This is a genomic window from Pseudomonas sp. YQ_5 (assembly GCF_043103305.1).
Classification (GTDB): domain Bacteria; phylum Pseudomonadota; class Gammaproteobacteria; order Pseudomonadales; family Pseudomonadaceae; genus Aquipseudomonas; species Aquipseudomonas putida_Y.
Genome location: NZ_JBICJS010000046.1, coordinates 1 through 15,984, shown reverse-complemented (window position 1 = coordinate 15,984; position 15,984 = coordinate 1). Strand labels below are relative to the sequence as shown.

General features: G+C 64.1%; 13 protein-coding genes and 1 riboswitch. Of the genes, 6 read left to right on the top strand and 7 right to left on the bottom strand.

From position 1 onward, the window contains the following. Positions 1–11: 11 nt before the first annotated feature. Entirely contained in the window at positions 12–1,757 is a 1,746-nt protein-coding gene (locus ACF8EA_RS10685; protein ID WP_012052132.1) for a hydantoinase B/oxoprolinase family protein, read from the bottom strand. Between the two features lie 152 nt (positions 1,758–1,909). Then, on the bottom strand, positions 1,910–2,764 hold the full coding sequence (locus ACF8EA_RS10680; protein ID WP_392521978.1) for a LysR family transcriptional regulator: 855 nt from the start codon (positions 2,762–2,764) through the stop codon (positions 1,910–1,912). A gap of 92 nt (positions 2,765–2,856) precedes the next feature. Between ACF8EA_RS10680 and ACF8EA_RS10675 the strand changes: the two genes are divergently transcribed. Then, the gene (locus ACF8EA_RS10675) at positions 2,857–3,285 is read left to right on the top strand and encodes a multidrug/biocide efflux PACE transporter (protein ID WP_101196030.1); all 429 of its coding nucleotides are present in this window, start codon (positions 2,857–2,859) and stop codon (positions 3,283–3,285) included. 179 nt (positions 3,286–3,464) lie between these two features. Here ACF8EA_RS10675 and ACF8EA_RS10670 read toward each other — a convergent pair whose 3' ends face one another. The 4 genes from ACF8EA_RS10670 to ACF8EA_RS10655 all read right to left on the bottom strand — a co-directional run bounded on the left by ACF8EA_RS10670 (position 3,465) and on the right by ACF8EA_RS10655 (position 6,881). Beyond that, complete coding sequence (locus ACF8EA_RS10670; protein ID WP_003247906.1) at positions 3,465–4,484, bottom strand: branched-chain amino acid aminotransferase; 1,020 nt, start codon at positions 4,482–4,484, stop codon at positions 3,465–3,467. Between the two features lie 136 nt (positions 4,485–4,620). Further along, entirely contained in the window at positions 4,621–6,198 is a 1,578-nt protein-coding gene (locus ACF8EA_RS10665) for an ATP-binding cassette domain-containing protein (RefSeq protein ID WP_392521976.1), read from the bottom strand. Between the two features lie 171 nt (positions 6,199–6,369). Continuing rightward, positions 6,370–6,732, bottom strand: a complete 363-nt coding sequence (locus tag ACF8EA_RS10660) for a hypothetical protein (RefSeq protein WP_021785625.1) — start codon at positions 6,730–6,732, stop codon at positions 6,370–6,372. Continuing rightward, entirely contained in the window at positions 6,729–6,881 is a 153-nt protein-coding gene (locus ACF8EA_RS10655) for a hypothetical protein (RefSeq protein ID WP_392521974.1), read from the bottom strand. The genes ACF8EA_RS10660 and ACF8EA_RS10655 overlap by 4 nt, the downstream gene beginning before the upstream one ends. A 100-nt stretch (positions 6,882–6,981) precedes the next feature. Further along, positions 6,982–7,199, top strand: a riboswitch (cobalamin riboswitch). A 99-nt stretch (positions 7,200–7,298) separates the two neighbouring features. Here ACF8EA_RS10655 and cobW point away from each other — a divergent pair. The 4 genes from cobW (at position 7,299) to ACF8EA_RS10635 (ending at position 13,823) form a co-directional block, all read left to right on the top strand. After that, the gene (gene cobW / locus ACF8EA_RS10650; RefSeq protein WP_021785623.1) at positions 7,299–8,366 is read left to right on the top strand and encodes a cobalamin biosynthesis protein CobW; all 1,068 of its coding nucleotides are present in this window, start codon (positions 7,299–7,301) and stop codon (positions 8,364–8,366) included. Between the two features lie 3 nt (positions 8,367–8,369). Further along, positions 8,370–12,131, top strand: coding sequence for a cobaltochelatase subunit CobN (gene cobN, locus ACF8EA_RS10645; protein WP_392521973.1), 3,762 nt, complete (start codon positions 8,370–8,372; stop codon positions 12,129–12,131). Between the two features lies 1 nt (position 12,132). Continuing rightward, the gene (locus ACF8EA_RS10640; RefSeq protein ID WP_392521972.1) at positions 12,133–13,155 is read left to right on the top strand and encodes an ATP-binding protein; all 1,023 of its coding nucleotides are present in this window, start codon (positions 12,133–12,135) and stop codon (positions 13,153–13,155) included. Positions 13,156–13,232: 77 nt separating this feature from the next. Next, positions 13,233–13,823 carry a VWA domain-containing protein gene (locus ACF8EA_RS10635; RefSeq protein ID WP_392521971.1) on the top strand — a complete coding sequence of 197 codons (591 nt, stop codon included), beginning with the start codon at positions 13,233–13,235 and terminating at the stop codon, positions 13,821–13,823. Positions 13,824–13,929: 106 nt separating this feature from the next. Here the strand turns inward: ACF8EA_RS10635 and ACF8EA_RS10630 are convergent, their stop codons facing one another. Beyond that, a complete protein-coding gene (locus tag ACF8EA_RS10630; RefSeq protein ID WP_103469058.1) occupies positions 13,930–14,196 on the bottom strand; it encodes a hypothetical protein in 267 nt (88 codons plus the stop codon). A 341-nt stretch (positions 14,197–14,537) separates the two neighbouring features. Here ACF8EA_RS10630 and ACF8EA_RS10625 point away from each other — a divergent pair, with 341 nt between their 5' ends. Then, positions 14,538–15,863 (top strand): sigma 54-interacting transcriptional regulator, encoded by a 1,326-nt coding sequence (locus ACF8EA_RS10625; RefSeq protein ID WP_392521970.1) that lies wholly within the window; start codon positions 14,538–14,540, stop codon positions 15,861–15,863. The last annotated feature ends 121 nt before the right edge of the window (positions 15,864–15,984 follow it).

Here is a 15,984-nt window from a genome sequence, read left to right as displayed (position 1 = left end):
GTGTTCTCCGGTTAGCGCGGGGCGCGGGCAAGGCGGGTGGCTGTTTCGTCTAGTTGGCCATCGGCATCGAGGACCACGCCATATTCCAGGGCTGCGCCTTGTGGCGAGACCAGGCCGTTGCGCACGTCCTCCAGTACTGCTGCGACCCGACGGCGCAGCGGGTCGCCGTAGCCACCCCCCCCTGGGTTGATGTTGATGATGCGTTCGCCGGGCTGCAGGGTGAGCATGGGGTTCTGCGTGTAGTGGTCTTCGCGGCCATCGGCGTGGCGATGGATCAGCCGGCCCAGCTTGGGCTCGAGCAGGGCATTGCGAGCCCCGGCGGCACCGGCAGTGGGCAACTGGCGCCCCTCGCCGAAGCCGACCACGGTCATGGCGTGGTCCAGCGGTTCGATCTCCAGGCGGGTGCCCGAACCACCGCGCAACTCACCGGCGCCACCACTGTCGGCCATCAGGCTGTAGCGGTGGATCAGCACCGGATAAGCGTGTTCGAGCAGCTCGATGTCACCGCTCATCAGCGCCCCGAAGCAGCACAGCGGGCCGCAGGCGTGCCAGCCATCCATCACCTTGTTGGCACCGGCACCGGATATGATCGAGGCCAGCACCATCGTCACGTACTCGCTATTGCCGTTGCGCGGGTCGCGGCCGGCAATGTTGATGCCGCTGGTATGCCCCCAGGAGGCCGTTACCCGCTGTGGCGAGGCCTGTTCCAGCGCAGTGCGCACGGCATCGGCGAGGGTTTCCATCGGCGTGGTGGTGCAATTGACGTGGGGCGCAGGTTCCTCGGCATTGCACAGCGTGCCCCTGGGGCCGACATCGACCGTCACGCAGCGATACAGGCCTTCGTTGTAAGGCGGCGCCACCTGGGCGAACATCATCAGCCCCAGATACACCCCGGATACCGAGTTGCCCTCATAGGAATTGATGAAGTACGGCACCTGGGGCGGGCTTTCGATGCGTACATGGGCCTGGTCGCCACGGATCTGCACATGGGCGGTGATGGCCAGTTCACCCAGACCGTGGCCGGCATCTTCGAGCACGGCGGTGCCGCTGTAGTCACCATCCGGCACATCGCGCAACAGCGCCCGCATGTGTCGGTCGGCCATGTTCTTCAGTTCGGCGATGCAGGCACGCACCTGTGCCACGCCGTACTTGTCGAGCAGCTCCAGCAAGTGCCGCTCGCCGACCTTGCAGGCGCCATACTGAGCATTGAGGTCACCTTCCTGATAAGGGCGGGCGCGCATGTTGGTGAGCATGAAGTTGATCACGTCCTCACGACGCTTGCCCTTTTCCCACAGCTTGACCGGTGGAATGCGCAGGCCCTCGGCGTAGATCTCCTTGGCATCGGGGTTGTAGCCCGCCGGCACCGGGCCGCCGATGTCGGTCAGGTGGCCCTTGCAAACGGTCCAGAACACCAGCTCGCCTTGGTAATACACCGGCTTGTACATGCAGCAGTCGAGAATATGGCTGCCCTTGTAGGCGGGGTCGTTGTGGTAGATCACGTCGCCTTCGGCGATGTCGTCGCCGAAGAACTCGGCCACGCACTTCATGGCCGGGATCAGCGAGCCCAGGTGGATGGGAATGTCCTGGCCCTGCAGGATCATTTCCGGCAAGTGGTCGAACAGCGAGTTGGAATAGTCGTGGGCCAGGTTGAACACACTGGAGCGCCCGGTTTTTTCCAGGGTCAGGGTCATTTCGCGTTGCGCTGTCTCCAGCGCACCCCGGACAACCGCAAGGGTGATCGGATCTACTGTCTGCATAGGTCACCAACGTTTGTTCTTGTGCTTTGGGTGCGTGCCGCAGCGGGGCGGCGCGTGGTGACAGGCTAAGGGGCAGGGTGGGGGGAAGGCTTGTCGCTGGGTGTACCGGTTGTTGTGTCTGGGCGCACTTCAAGTTCGGGCGGGCAACACAACTATTGCCCCAACATCTGTCGCACCAGCCATTGTCCGGCCGGCCCCAAGGCACGTCGGCTCGACCAGGCCACATCCATATCCACCCGCCGGGGGTAACCCGCTATCTGCAACTCCACCAGCTCGTTGCCAAACCGTCTTACCAGCGCCCTGGGCAGTTCGGCCCAGCCAAACCCGCGTACGGCGAACTCCAGCAGGGTAAGGTAATCCGGTGCCGACCACGCTTGGCCACGGCCATGGTGCAGGCTGGGGGCATAGGTCTTGATATACAGCTGTCGTGCGTTCTCCAGATGCTGTGCCTGTACTTGCGGCAGGGTTGCCAGCGGATGCTCGCTGGCGACATATACGCCGAACTCTGCCTGCTCCGGCAAGCGTGCCACGGCCACGTCGGCGGGGTAGCCGGGCTGTGTGGCAAGGATGCCGACATGGGCCAGGCCCTGCTGGATCATCTCGATCACATCAGCGTCTTCCGCCGGGCCGCAGCGTAGCTCGGTATGGGGGTAGTGCTGGGCGAAACGAGTCATCACCGCCCCCTGGAACGTTACGCTGTAGCTGTCCGACATCACCACAGATACCAGCGCCTCGACATTTTGCGCCAGTCGCACTGCCAGCGCATCGAGCTGGGCGCTGGCATCGAGAATTGCTTCGACATGGCTCAGCACCTGCCTGCCCGCTTCATTGAGCGTGGGGTGGCGGCCATTGCGGTCAAACAGCGAGCAGCCGATATCGGCCTCGAAATTGGCGATGGCGATGCTGACGGTGGACTGGCTTTTGCGCAGCTTGCGCGCCGCCGCAGAAAACGAACCTAGTGATGCGGCTTCGGTAAAGGCGACCAGAGCTTCGGGAGAGTAACGCATGGTATTGATAAAACCGATGGTAGCTATGTCGCGAGTATCAGTTCTATCAAAGAGAATGGGAAGCACGACTCACGCAATGGATGGAATTTGCAATGAAAAACGTGTCTTTCACCGAACGCCTGGTCCACGCGGTTGGCTATGAAGTTTTCGCGGTACTGCTGTGTGCGCCGCTGCTGTCCTGGATCATGGGCAAGTCATTGGCAACGGCGGGCGCGCTGGCGGTGACCCTGTCGGTAATCGCCATGTTGTGGAACATGGCCTACAACGCACTGGTCGATCGCTGGGTGCAATCCGAACGCATCAACTGGAAGGCCAGTACGCGTTTCGTGCACGGTCTTGGCTTCGAAGCCGGCCTGGTGGTGTGGTGCCTGCCGGTGGCGGCTTGGATGCTGGATATTTCGCTGCTGCAGGCGTTCATGGTGGAGCTGGGCTTCTTCGTAATCATCCTGCCCTACACCGTGGTGTACAACTGGACGTTCGACAAAGCCCGGCACCTGCTGGTGCAGCGGCACCTGGCATGATTCTGCAACCCTGCGCGGTTCACTGATCGGGGGGCACAGGTCGGTGGTTGGGCGCAGCCGGTGCCATGCCCCGCGCCGTCTGCTTTGCGGGTAAAAACCGCTCGAGGTGACCGTATAAACCCAAGAAAAACGGGGCATGCCATCGCTGGCATGCCCCGTTTTCATACAGCTGATGCGCCTCAGGCGACCTTGACGATCCAGCCTGCCGGTGCCTCTACATCGCCGCTCTGGATACCGGTCAGCTCGTTGTAGAGCTTCTGGGTAACCGGGCCGACCTTTTCCAGGTCGTGGAACACGTGCAGCTTGCCGTTGTACTCGATGCCGCCGATTGGGGTGATCACGGCTGCGGTACCGCAGGCACCGGCTTCGACGAAGCGGTCCAGCTTGCTGATCTCGACATCGCCTTCGATCACGGTCAGGCCCAGGCGCGATTGCGCCAGTTCCATCAGCGAGAGGCGGGTGATGCCTGGCAGCACCGAGGCCGATTTCGGGGTGACGAACTCGTTGTTGGCGGTGATGCCGAAGAAGTTGGCCGAACCGACTTCCTCGATCTTGGTGTGGGTCAGCGGGTCAAGGTAGATGGCATCGGCGAAGTTGGCCTTCTTCGCTTCAGCGCCCGGCTGCAGGCTGGCAGCGTAGTTGCCACCGACCTTGGCCGCGCCGGTGCCCTGCGGGGCAGCACGGTCGAAGCTGGAAATCTGGAAGTTGTGCGGCTTCATGCCGCCCTTGAAGTACGAACCAACCGGGATGGCGAACACCGAGAAGATGAACTCGGGGGCGGTGCGCACGCCAATGTTGTCGCCGGTGCCGATCACGAACGGGCGCAGGTACAGGGCGCCTTTGCCGTGTGGTGGCACGAACTTTTCGTTGGCCTTGACCACTTGCTTGCACGCTTCGATGAACACATCGGTCGGTACGTGCGGCATCAGCAGGCGTGCGCAGCTGCGCTGCATGCGGGCGGCGTTCTGGTCCGGGCGGAACAGGTTGATCGAGCCGTCCTTGCAACGGTAGGCCTTCAGGCCTTCGAAGCACTGCTGGCCGTAGTGCAGGGCCGTCGAGCCTTCACTGATGTGCAGTACGTTGTCTTCGGTCAGGGTGCCCTTGTCCCACTCGCCATTGCGCCATACGGACAGGTAGCGTTTGTCGGTCTTGATGTAGTCGAAACCCAGCTTGTCCCAATTAATGCTTTCGTTGCTCATGACACCCTCATTGTCTTGCAAGTGCCCGATCGCTCGGGCTGCTGTTATATGCGCACCATGCCACCTTAAACCATCCTTGGCGGATCGGGAACGGCCAGTCACGAATTGATAGGCTGCGATGCTTTTTTTTCGGTTTCTACAACCGCAAGTACTCATCCAGCGCCAGGTTTTCCAGCAATACCGCATCATGGGACGCCACTATCAGCGCCCCGCGAAACTGCCCAAGCATGTGTTCCAGGGCTGTCAGCGATGGCAGGTCCAGGTGGTTGCCGGGTTCGTCCAACAGCAACAGGTCGAGCGGCCGTTCGCGGTACAGCACGGCGGCCAGCGCCGCCTTCATACGCTCGCCGCCGCTAAGCAGGCCACTGGGCAGTTCGATACGGGGCGCATCCAGGCCCAGTTGCGCCAGGCGGCTGCGCAATTTTCCCTGGGCCAGCGTCGGGTTGGCTTGGCGTAGGTGTTCGAGCACGCTACGGTTGCCTGGCAGGGTGCTGCAGTGCTGGTCGAGCAGGGCGGTCTCACCACTGAGGCGCACGTTGTCGGGCGATGCCGGCAATTCCCCATTCAGCAGCCTGAGCAGGGTGGACTTGCCACTGCCATTGGCGCCGATCAGCCCTACGCGCTGACCCAAGCACAAGCGCAGGTCAAGCGCTTTGCGGGTGCCATGGGGCAAGCAAAGTGCCTGCAAGGCCAACACTTCTCGGCCCGGATGACGCTGAGGGGTGGGTGCGTGCAAGGTAATAGCGCTGTCTTGCTCCACCTTGCGGGCGGCGTCACGCACTTTGCCCAATAGCGTTTGCCGAGCATCGCGATGGTCGCGGCGCTGCTTGCCGGCAGTGGCCTGGCTGCGCTCCTGCTTGCGGTCGACCAGGATCTTGGCCTGGTTGGCGTGCCTGGCTTGGCGCCCGGCCCGGGCCTGATGGCGCTCCAGGTCTTCGCGTTGGCGCTGCAGTTCACGGGCCTGTCGTTGCTGCGCCTGCTTCAGCCGGGCAAGTTGCTGCTGTGCCTGCGCCGTCTGGTTGGTTTTTTGCGCACTATAGAGGCTGTAGTTGCCACCATAGGCCTGCAAGCCCAGGCTGGATAGTTCGACAATGCGTGCCATGTGCGCCAGCAGGCTGCGGTCATGGCTGATCACCAGCAAGCCACGGTCCCAGGCTTCGATCATGCTCAGCAACTGGGCGCGGGCGTTGCTGTCCAGGTGATTGCTTGGCTCGTCGAGGATCAGGTAATCGGCACCGCTAAGCCACGCGCCAATCAGTGCCACGCGCATGGCTTGGCCACCGCTCAGGGTCCGAGCGGGCTGGCGCCAGTCAAGTTGACCCAGGCCGTGGCCCTGAAGCTGCAGCTGCAATTGCTCGCGCATATCCCAGCGCTCGCCAACGGTGTCGAAATCCTGGGGCTCGATGCTGCCTCGCTCGATGCGCTCCAGCGCTGCAATCACCGGCCCCACTTGGGCCAGGTCGGCCAGCGTGGCGCTGCGCTCGATGACTTGCTGGTCCAGCAAGTGGACAGGCCCGAGGCGCCGACAATGGCCGCTGCTCGGTTCACGCTGGCCGGCAAGAATCTGCCCTAGCAGGCTTTTGCCCACGCCATTGCGCCCGACCAGGCCGGTGCGGCGTTGGTCGAAGGTTTCGTTGAGGTTGCTAAACAGTGGCCTGCCATCAGGCAAGGCCAAGGAAACGCTGTCCAGCGTCAGAATCGACGTGTTCGTCATGTACAACTCCACAAATGCCGCGACATCTCCGGAACGAACCGGAGGCTGAAGACTGGCCGTCGAACGGACGGCGGCATCAATGGCGCATTGGACGAACACCTCGTAATTTAGGGAATGCGTAGCCTAACGGACCGTTTGGGGCCGGGTAAAGCACCGGCTGCCGGTTGGGGCTCAGCGCTGCGTCTGCAAGCGCTTGGCCCAGTCTCCGCCGTGGCCGTGCGCGCAGGCCTCTTCACTGTCGAATCGCACATGCCAGGCCGGATGGTCCAGCTGAATGCCGGCTTGCTCCAGCGCCAGGCCGGTAAGCGCCAGCATGCGCGCCTTCGCATCACCGACCACGGCCGCTGCCTTGTCGGCCTCTTGCTCGAATACCCAGGTGATACGCAGGCTGCTCGGAAAGTCCTCGGGGTCGAGGCGATGGGTAAGCCAACTAAAGCCGACAATCTCCGCCTTGGCGGCTTCGCAGGCATCGGTCAGGCACGCGACCAACTCCCGCTCCAGGCGACTTATCTCGCGTTTGCCCAATGCCTTCATGGGTTGGCCTCGTCATCGATCTGCTGGCAAAAGCGCAGGCGGTTGCCGAACGGGTCTTGCCCCAGCATCTGCAGAAAATCCAGGTAAAAAGCCTTGGCCTTGTCGGCGGAGAACATGCGCAATACCGGTAGGGCGGGGGCGAGGGGCATGGGGCGTCCTTGTCCGTTGAAAAAGTGCCACTGTAGCGCAGTTGCTGCCCTTATGGTCGACCAGCCGGCAGCAATGGTTGACCACCCGCCAGCCACTGCGTAGCCTTGCCCACTTCGAGGTTCTTCGGCATGGCCGGAGCTAAGACGGGAACGCGGTACAAGCCGCGGCTGCCCCCGCAACTGTAAGCACCGACAACGGATCGACACAGCCACTGCGCCAGCGCGCGGGAAGGCGTCATCCCGCCAGCCCGCTGTTCAACTGAACGGGGGCATGGAACGGTGCAAGCCAGGAGACCTGCCTCGTCACGTTTTCGACTTTCAACCGGGCGGGGTGATCCGGTGGCGAACAAGCCCGGCCGGTCCGGCCCGCGGCTGTCGTCCTGCATGCCCGCGCCACACTGCCAAGGGCAATGCGACATGAAAACACTGGCCAAGCTCCCCGTCACCATCGTCACCGGCTTCCTCGGCTCGGGCAAGACCACCTTGCTGCGCCACATGCTCGACAACGCCCAGGGCCGCCGCATTGCGGTCATCGTCAACGAGTTCGGCGAACTGGGCATCGATGGCGAAATCCTCAAGCAGTGCAGCATCGGTTGCACCGAGGAAGAAGCCAGCGGCCGCGTCTACGAACTGGCCAACGGTTGCCTGTGCTGCACCGTGCAGGAAGAATTCTTCCCGGTGATGCGCGAGCTGGTCGCACGCCGTGGCGACCTCGACCACATTCTCATCGAAACCAGCGGCCTGGCCCTGCCCAAACCATTGGTACAAGCGTTCCAGTGGCCGGAAATCCGCAATGCCTGCACCGTCGATGCGGTCATCACCGTGGTCGACAGCCCGGCCGTGGCCGCTGGCACCTTCGCCGCCTACCCGGACCAGGTCGATGCCCAGCGCAAGCTCGACCCTAACCTGGACCATGAATCGCCCCTGCACGAGCTGTTCGCTGACCAGCTGGCCAGCGCCGACCTGGTGGTGTTGAACAAGGCCGACCTGATCGACGCCGAAGGCCTGGCCAAGGTGCGTGCCGAGGTGGCCGAAGAACTGCCGCCGGCGGTGAAAGTGATCGAGGCCAGCAGCGGCAAGCTGCCACTGGACGTGCTGCTGGGCGTGGGTGCCGAGTCCGAGTCACATATCGATGGCCGTCGAACTCACCACGATTCCCACCACGACGGCGACGATCATGACGATCATGACCACGACGCTTTCGATTCCATCTCCATCGACCTGCCTGAAGCCGACGAAAGCCTGCTGCTCGATGCGCTGACCCAGCTGGTGGTGGAGTTCGGTATCCTGCGCGCCAAAGGCTTCGCCGCCATCCCGGGCAAGCCGATGCGCCTGCTGGTACAAGGCGTGGGCACCCGTTTCGACAAGCACTTCGACCGCGCCTGGCGTGCCGACGAGCCGCGCATTACCCGCCTGGTGCTGATCGGCCAGGACCTCGATGCTGCCCAGCTGGAAGCGCGCCTGCGCCAGGCACTGGGCGCCTGACCCATGCACCTGCTGCGGACCCAGCCCGGTGGTTTCGTACCGGATGACAGCATTGCCGACCTCGGCCAGACACCCGCCGAGCTGGTGATTCTCTGCAGCGGCGATTCGCACCTGGCATTGCTCGCCGACACCGCCGAGCAATTGCCCGAAGACTTTCCCAGCCTGCGCCTGGCCAACCCGATGCAGGTGCAGAACCATGCATCGGTCGACCTGTATGTCGACCAGGTGCTGCGCCATGCCAAGGTCATCCTGGTGTCGCTGCACGGTGGCGTTGGTTACTGGCGCTATGGTGTCGAACAACTGGTCGAGCTGGCCGCCCGTGGCGTGCAGCTGATTCTGGTGCCGGGCGACGACCGCCCAGACCCGGAGCTGACCAGCCTGGGCAACGTCCGCGGTGAGCAGGCCGAGCGGCTTTGGCATTACCTGCGCCAGGGCGGCAAGGCCAACGCCATCAACCTGTTCAACTGCCTGGCCAGCCAGTGGCTGGGCCGCGACTATGCCTGGGACGAACCGCAGCCTTTGCCGCGCACGGCGGTCTATCACCCGGCCAACGGCAGCGCGACACTCGAGGACTGGTACCCGCACTGGCACCCCGAACAGCCGGTGGCGCCGTTACTGTTCTACCGCTCGCACCTGCAAGCGGCCAATACCGCCTTCATCGACGTGTTCTGCCAGCGCCTGCAGGCTGCCGGCCTGAACCCGTTGCCGATCGCCGTGGCCAGCCTCAAGGAAAGCGCCTGCCTGGAACAGGTCGAAGCCTGGCTGGACGAGGTCGGCGCCGAAGTGCTGGTCAATACCACCGGTTTCGCCTTGTCCAGCCCCGAGCGTCCCAACCTGCGCCCGTTCCGCCGCGACATCCCGGTGCTGCAGGCCATCTGCGCGCAGGACAACCAGCCTGGCTGGGAAGCCAGCGAGCAGGGCCTGGGGGCGCGCGACCTGGCCATGCACATTGCGTTGCCGGAGCTGGACGGGCGCATCATCACGCGCCCGGTCAGTTTCAAGGACATGGCCTGGCGCAGCGAGCGCAGCCAGTCCGACGTTGTCTGCTACCGCGCCCACCCCGAGCGCATGGACTTTGTCGCCGAATTGGCCCGCCGCTGGGTCGAGCTGGCCCGCCTGCCCAATGCCCAGAAGCGTGTAGCCCTGGTGCTGGCCAACTACCCGACCCGGGATGGCCGCATTGGTAATGGTGTCGGCCTGGACACGCCCGCCGCCGCACTCAACATCCTCAAGGCGCTGCAGGCCGAAGGCTATCCGCTGGCCGAACTGCCGGGCAGTGGTACGCAACTGATCCACCAGTTGCTCGGTGGCGTGACCAACGACCTCGACCACCTCGACCAGCGCCCCTGCGCCCAGAGCCTGAGCCTGGCGGATTACCAGGTGGCCTTCGAGCGCCTGCCGCAGGCCAACCGCCAGGCAGTACTGGAACGCTGGGGGCCGCCCGAACAGGACCCGATGTACCGCAGCGGCCGGTTGATGGTTGCCGGCCTGCGCTTTGGCTTGACCTTCGTTGGTATCCAGCCGGCGCGGGGCTACCAGGTGGACCCTAGCGCGGTGTATCACGACCCTGACCTGGTGCCACCGCACGGCTACCTGGCGTTTCACTTCTGGCTGCGTCACGCATTTGCCGCCGATGCGGTGATCCACGTCGGCAAGCACGGCAACCTCGAATGGTTGCCCGGCAAAGGCGTCGGGCTATCGGCGCAGTGCTGGCCGGACGCGCTGCTCGGTCCGCTGCCGAACATCTACCCGTTCATCGTCAACGACCCGGGCGAGGGCGCCCAGGCCAAGCGCCGTACCCAGGCGGTGATCATCGACCACCTGATGCCGCCGCTGACCCGTGCCGAAACCTATGGCCCGCTGCGCCACCTGGAACAACTGGCCGACGAATTCTACGAAGCGCAGTTGCTCGACCCTCGGCGTGCCCGCGAGTTGCAGCGTGACATCCTCGAGCTGGTCAAGGCCAACCACATTGACCGTGAGTTGCAACTGGAAGGGCAACTGGACGATGCGGCGCTTTGGCTGCCGCGCCTGGATACCTACCTGTGCGACCTGAAGGAGTCGCAAATTCGCGATGGCCTGCACGTGTTTGGTCAGTCACCTGAAGGGCGGCTGCGCCTGGATACGCTGCTGGCGTTGTTGCGGGTCGAGCGTGGCGACGGCCGTGGCGGTAATGCCAGCCTGCTGCGGGCCCTGGCGAAAGCACTGGTGCCGGGCTGGGACCCGCTCGATTGCGACCTTGGGCAGCCGTGGCAGGGCATGCGCCCTGAACAGCTGCAGGCCATGAGCAATGAACCCTGGCGCACCTGTGGCGATACCCGCGAGCGCCTTGAGCTGTTGGCACTGCAGGTGATTGGGCAGGCACTGGAGGGCACAGTACAGTTACCCGACCTGAGTGAGTGGCAACCGGTGCACGCTGTCGTGCAGGCCCTGTGTGAGGCGGTCGCACCCAGCCTGGACGCCTGCGGCACGGCTGAAATGCATGGCCTGCTGGCGGCACTGGCCGGGCGCTTCGTGCCCGCCGGCCCCAGTGGTGCGCCAAGCCGAGGGCGCCTTGATGTGCTGCCCACCGGCCGCAACTTCTATACCGTGGACGTGCGCAACCTGCCCACCACCACGGCCTGGCGCCTGGGCTTCGCCTCGGCCAGCCTGATCCTCGAACGCCATCTGCAGGACCACGGCGACCACTTGCGTCAGCTCGGCCTGTCGGTATGGGGCACGGCGACCATGCGCACCGGCGGCGACGACATCGCGCAAGCCATGGCGCTGATGGGCGTGCGGCCTGTCTGGGCCACCGGCAGCCAGCGCGTGGACGACTTCGAAATTTTGCCGTTGAGCTTGCTCGACCGCCCGCGGGTGGACGTGACCTTGCGCGTTTCCGGCTTCTTCCGTGATGCCTTCGGCAACCTGATCCGCCTGTTCGACGCCGCCGTGCAGGCAGTGGCCGCGCTGGACGAACCTGACGACCTCAACCCCCTGGCTGCCCGCGTGCGCAGCGAACGGGCAGCGTTGCAGGCTCAAGGCGTGGATGCCGAGCAGGCCGCGCGTCAGGCAGGCTGGCGGGTGTTCGGTGCCAAACCTGGCGCTTACGGTGCCGGGGTGCAGAACGCCATCGATGGGCGCTTGTGGCACAGTCGCGACGACCTGGCTGAGGTCTACCTCAACCACGGCGGCTATGCCTACGGTGGCAGCGACGACGGCACCCCGGCCCGCGCCCAGTTCGCCCAGCGCCTGGCCAAGGTGCAGGCGGTGCTGCAGAACCAGGATAACCACGAGCACGACCTGCTCGATTCCAACGATTACTACCAGTTCCAGGGCGGCATGCTGGCGGCCTCGGAAACCCTGTCCGGGGCGGTGGTGGCCAGCTACCATGGCGACCACAGCCAGGCCGACCGACCGCGCATCCGTACCCTCAAGGAAGAGCTGAACCGGGTGATCCGTGCCCGTGCGCTCAACCCCAAGTGGATCGACGGGGTCAAGCGTCACGGCTACAAGGGTGCCTTCGAGATGGCAGCGACAGTCGACAACCTGTTCGCCTTCGACGCCACCACGCACCTGATCGACGACCATCATTACCAGGGGCTGGCCGATGCTTACGTGCTCGACCCGGCGACCCGCGATTTCATGCGCGAGCACAACCCCGAGGCTTTGCGCGACCTCACCGAGCGCCTGCTGGAGGCCCAGCAGCGCGGTTTGTGGCAGGCGCCGGGCGACTACCGCGAAGCCCTTGAGGAACAACTGCTCGACGGCGAGGAACAGGCTTGAAATGAGTGAATCCGTACAATTTCCGCTGGCGGCCGTGGTCGGTGCAGACGACCTCAAGCTGGCGCTGTGCCTGACCGCCATCGACCCCAGGATCGGTGGTGTGCTGATCGAAGGGCCGCGTGGCATGGCCAAGAGCACCCTGGCCCGTGGCCTGGCCGACCTGCTTGGCGAAGGCCCGTTCGTCACTTTGCCATTGGGCGCCAGTGAGGAGCGGTTGGTCGGCACCCTCGACCTGGATGCCGCGCTAGGGCAGGGCAAGGCGCAGTTTTCTCCGGGCGTGCTGGCCCAGGCTGACGGCGGTGTGCTGTATGTCGATGAGGTCAACCTGCTGCCCGACACCTTGGTCGATCTGTTGCTTGACGTGGCTGCCAGCGGCACAAACCGCGTCGAGCGTGACGGTATCTCGCACCGGCACAGCGCTCGCTTTGTACTGATCGGCACCATGAACCCGGAAGAAGGCGAACTGCGCCCGCAGTTGCTCGACCGTTTCGGATTGAACGTGGCGCTGGAGGGCTTGCCGGAGCCCGAGGCCCGGCAGCAGATCATTCGCCGCCGTCTGGCCTTCGACAGTGACCCTCAGGCGTTCTGCGCACACTGGGCCCAGGCCCAGGCGCAACTGCGCGAGCGCTGCCAGGCGGCGCGCCAGGCCCTGGCCGACATTGCCCTGGATGACCAGGCGCTGGCCTGGATTACCGAGCGCTGCTACGCCGCTGGCGTGGACGGCCTGCGCGCCGACCTGGTGTGGCTGCGCGCTGCGCGCGCCCACTGTGCCTGGCGCGGCGCTGCGGCTATCGAAGAAGTGGATGTCGAGGCGGTGGCCGAATTCGCCTTGCGTCATCGCCGCCGTATGACGCCCCAGGCCAACCCGCCGTCGGCGCCACCGCCGCCTGAGCAGCAGCCCCGTCATCAAAGTGCCGACAACCCTGGTGAACAGGGCGGGCAGGGCGACTGGGGGGCATTGCCGGCACAGCCGGTGGCCAGCGGCGCCCGCCGCGAGGTGCCGAACTGGGCAAAAAAGCCCTGAGCATCCCCCAGCCACCAGCCAGGGGGGCGGATGCCAGAGCGGGCAAAGGCAAGCAGAACGGTACCCGCCGTGGCCCCGTGCGTCATGCGGCGGCTGGCCGGGTGGCCTGGCTGCCGACCTTGCTCAAAGGGCGGCCACGTCTGCGAGAGGACCTGTGCTGGCAGCAGCGCAAGGGCAGGCCTGCAGAATTGTGGCTGGTGATCGTCGATGCCTCGGCTTCAACCCGGCGTCATCAGGCGTTGGCGCAGACCAAAGGGCTGCTGGCGGCATTGTTCGACCAGGCCTATCGCCAGCGCGCCCGCCTGGCCCTGCTGACTGCCAGCGGGCGCACGCCACAGTGGCAGCGCCACGGGCTGAAGGCATCCGCCGCCTTGCAACCCTGGCTGCAGGCCTTGGGGGCAGGTGGGGGCACGCCGCTGTTGGCCGCACTGGAGCAGGCGCGGCACTGGCTACAGGCGCGGCAGCGAGCGCATCCGCAAGAGGCCTTGCGTTGCCTGGTGTTCACCGACGGTCGCCTGCAGCACTGCAATGTCGTGCAACCGATGCCGTGCGCCACGTTGTTGGTCGATATGGAGCTGACGCCAGTGCGCCTGGGGCGCGCGCAGCGTCTGGCAGAACAATTGCACGCCGATTACCAGCATTTGCAACAATTCAAGGTGGTGGATTGAAAGGGCGCTTTGCGACACTATGTCGCAATCAGAAAAGTTGTCGCAACAGCAACAGAGAAGTTGTACAAGTGCGTGACAGTGCACGCACTTGCTGTGCCGGCCGATATTACTTTGGCATCGACCACGGTTGCAGGTCGTAACCCTTTTCACACAGTTCGGCGCGCACTTCTTCGATCAGGCTGGCCCATTGGGTCGGGTCGGAGTAGATGCGCGACGACACCTGCTTGGCGCCGATGCGGGTGCTGGTCCGGTCGATCACTGCCAGGCTCAGTTCACCAGTACCGTTGGGCGCATCCCAGGCTACGCACTGGAACGGTTCGAAGGCGTGGTCGGCAATCAGCAGTGCTTCGTTGACACGGAGCGGGGCATTCATGGTTCGGTCTCTCTATGGTCCCAAACATCGAAGTGAAGTCCGCGTTGCTTTAAAGTCGCCTCATGTATCGCGAAGTGCAGCGCGGGGTTGTGTGTACTGATGCTCGTTGTTAGTGGGTAAGTCACACATTGGTTGTAAAATTTTTTTCAGGGGTGACGCTGTTCTTGCCTGCGCCGCCATGTGATGTCGATAAAGTGCGAAAATTCCCGTGGCGGTTTGTAAGAAAATGATTCGGCAGACAAACGGTACTGGGAACCGTCAACTTCGTTGCTACTGTTAAACGAGCGCCACAACTTGCTGTTTTATTTCAAAAAACCAAAAACTGGCGCCAAGGACCGGTCATGCAGCAGCCTGCCGCTCAACGCCGTTTGCTTATCGTCGACCCCTGCGACGATTGCCACCGTTTGTTACCTGGCCTGCGCAACGCAGGCTGGGATGTGGACAGCTGCATGCTCGGGGCTGCGCTGGACCACACTTGCGATGTCGGGCTATTGCGCTTGCAGGCCTCGCACCTGAGGCACCCGGACGCGGTCAAGGACATGATCAAGCGCAGCAACACCGAATGGATTGCCGTGCTCAGTGCCGACCAGCTGCGCATGCCGGCGTTCGGCGATTTTGTATGTGAATGGTTTTTCGACTTCCATACCCTGCCGTTCGACGTTTCCCGTGTGCAGGTAACCCTGGGCCGGGCCTTTGGCATGGCACGCCTGCGTGGCAAGGGAGCCGTCAAGGTCGATGAGACGACCCATGAGTTGCTCGGCGAAAGCCGGCCTATCCGCGAGTTGCGCAAGTTGCTGGGCAAACTGGCACCCACCGAATCGCCTGTGCTGATCCGCGGTGAGAGCGGCACCGGCAAAGAGCTGGTGGCGCGCACCCTGCACCGCCAGTCGCTACGCAGCGAGCAGCCGTTCATCGCTATCAACTGCGGGGCGATCCCCGAGCACTTGATCCAGTCCGAACTGTTCGGCCATGAGAAGGGCGCCTTTACCGGTGCCCACCAGCGCAAGGCCGGGCGTATCGAAGCGGCCGATGGCGGCACGCTGTTCCTTGATGAAGTCGGCGATTTGCCGTTGGAGTTGCAGGCCAACCTGCTGCGGTTCCTGCAGGAGAAGCACATTGAGCGGGTGGGTGGCAGCCAGCCAATACCGGTGGATGTACGGGTGCTGGCGGCCACTCATGTGGACCTCGAGCGGGCCATCGAGCAAGGGCGTTTCCGCGAAGACTTGTATTACCGCCTGAACGTCTTGCAGGTGGTGACCGCGCCGTTGCGCGACCGGCATGGTGACCTGTCGATGCTGGCTAGCCATTTCGCCCATTTCTACAGCGTGGAAACCGGGCGTCGGCCGCGGTCGTTCAGCGACCATGCCCTGGCGGCGATGGGCCGGCATGACTGGCCGGGTAATGTGCGCGAGCTGGCCAACCGTGTGCGCCGCGGGTTGGTGCTGGCTGAAGGACGGCAGATCGAGGCGCAGGACCTTGGGTTGCAGTTGCTCGACCCGGAACAACAGCCGCTGGGCACGCTGGAAGAATACAAGCACCGCGCCGAGCGACAGGCGCTGTGCGATGTGCTCAACCGGCACAGCGACAACCTGAGCGTGGCGGCCAAAGTGCTGGGCGTCTCGCGGCCGACGTTCTATCGGTTGCTGCACAAACATCAGATACGGTGATTGCTGCTGAGGTACGCTTGCGCCGTTCTTTGAAGCCGCTCCTACAGGGAAACCACAACCCCCTGTAGGAGCGGGTTCACCCGCGAAAGGGCCGGGCCTGTTGGCCAATTTCCACCTGCCG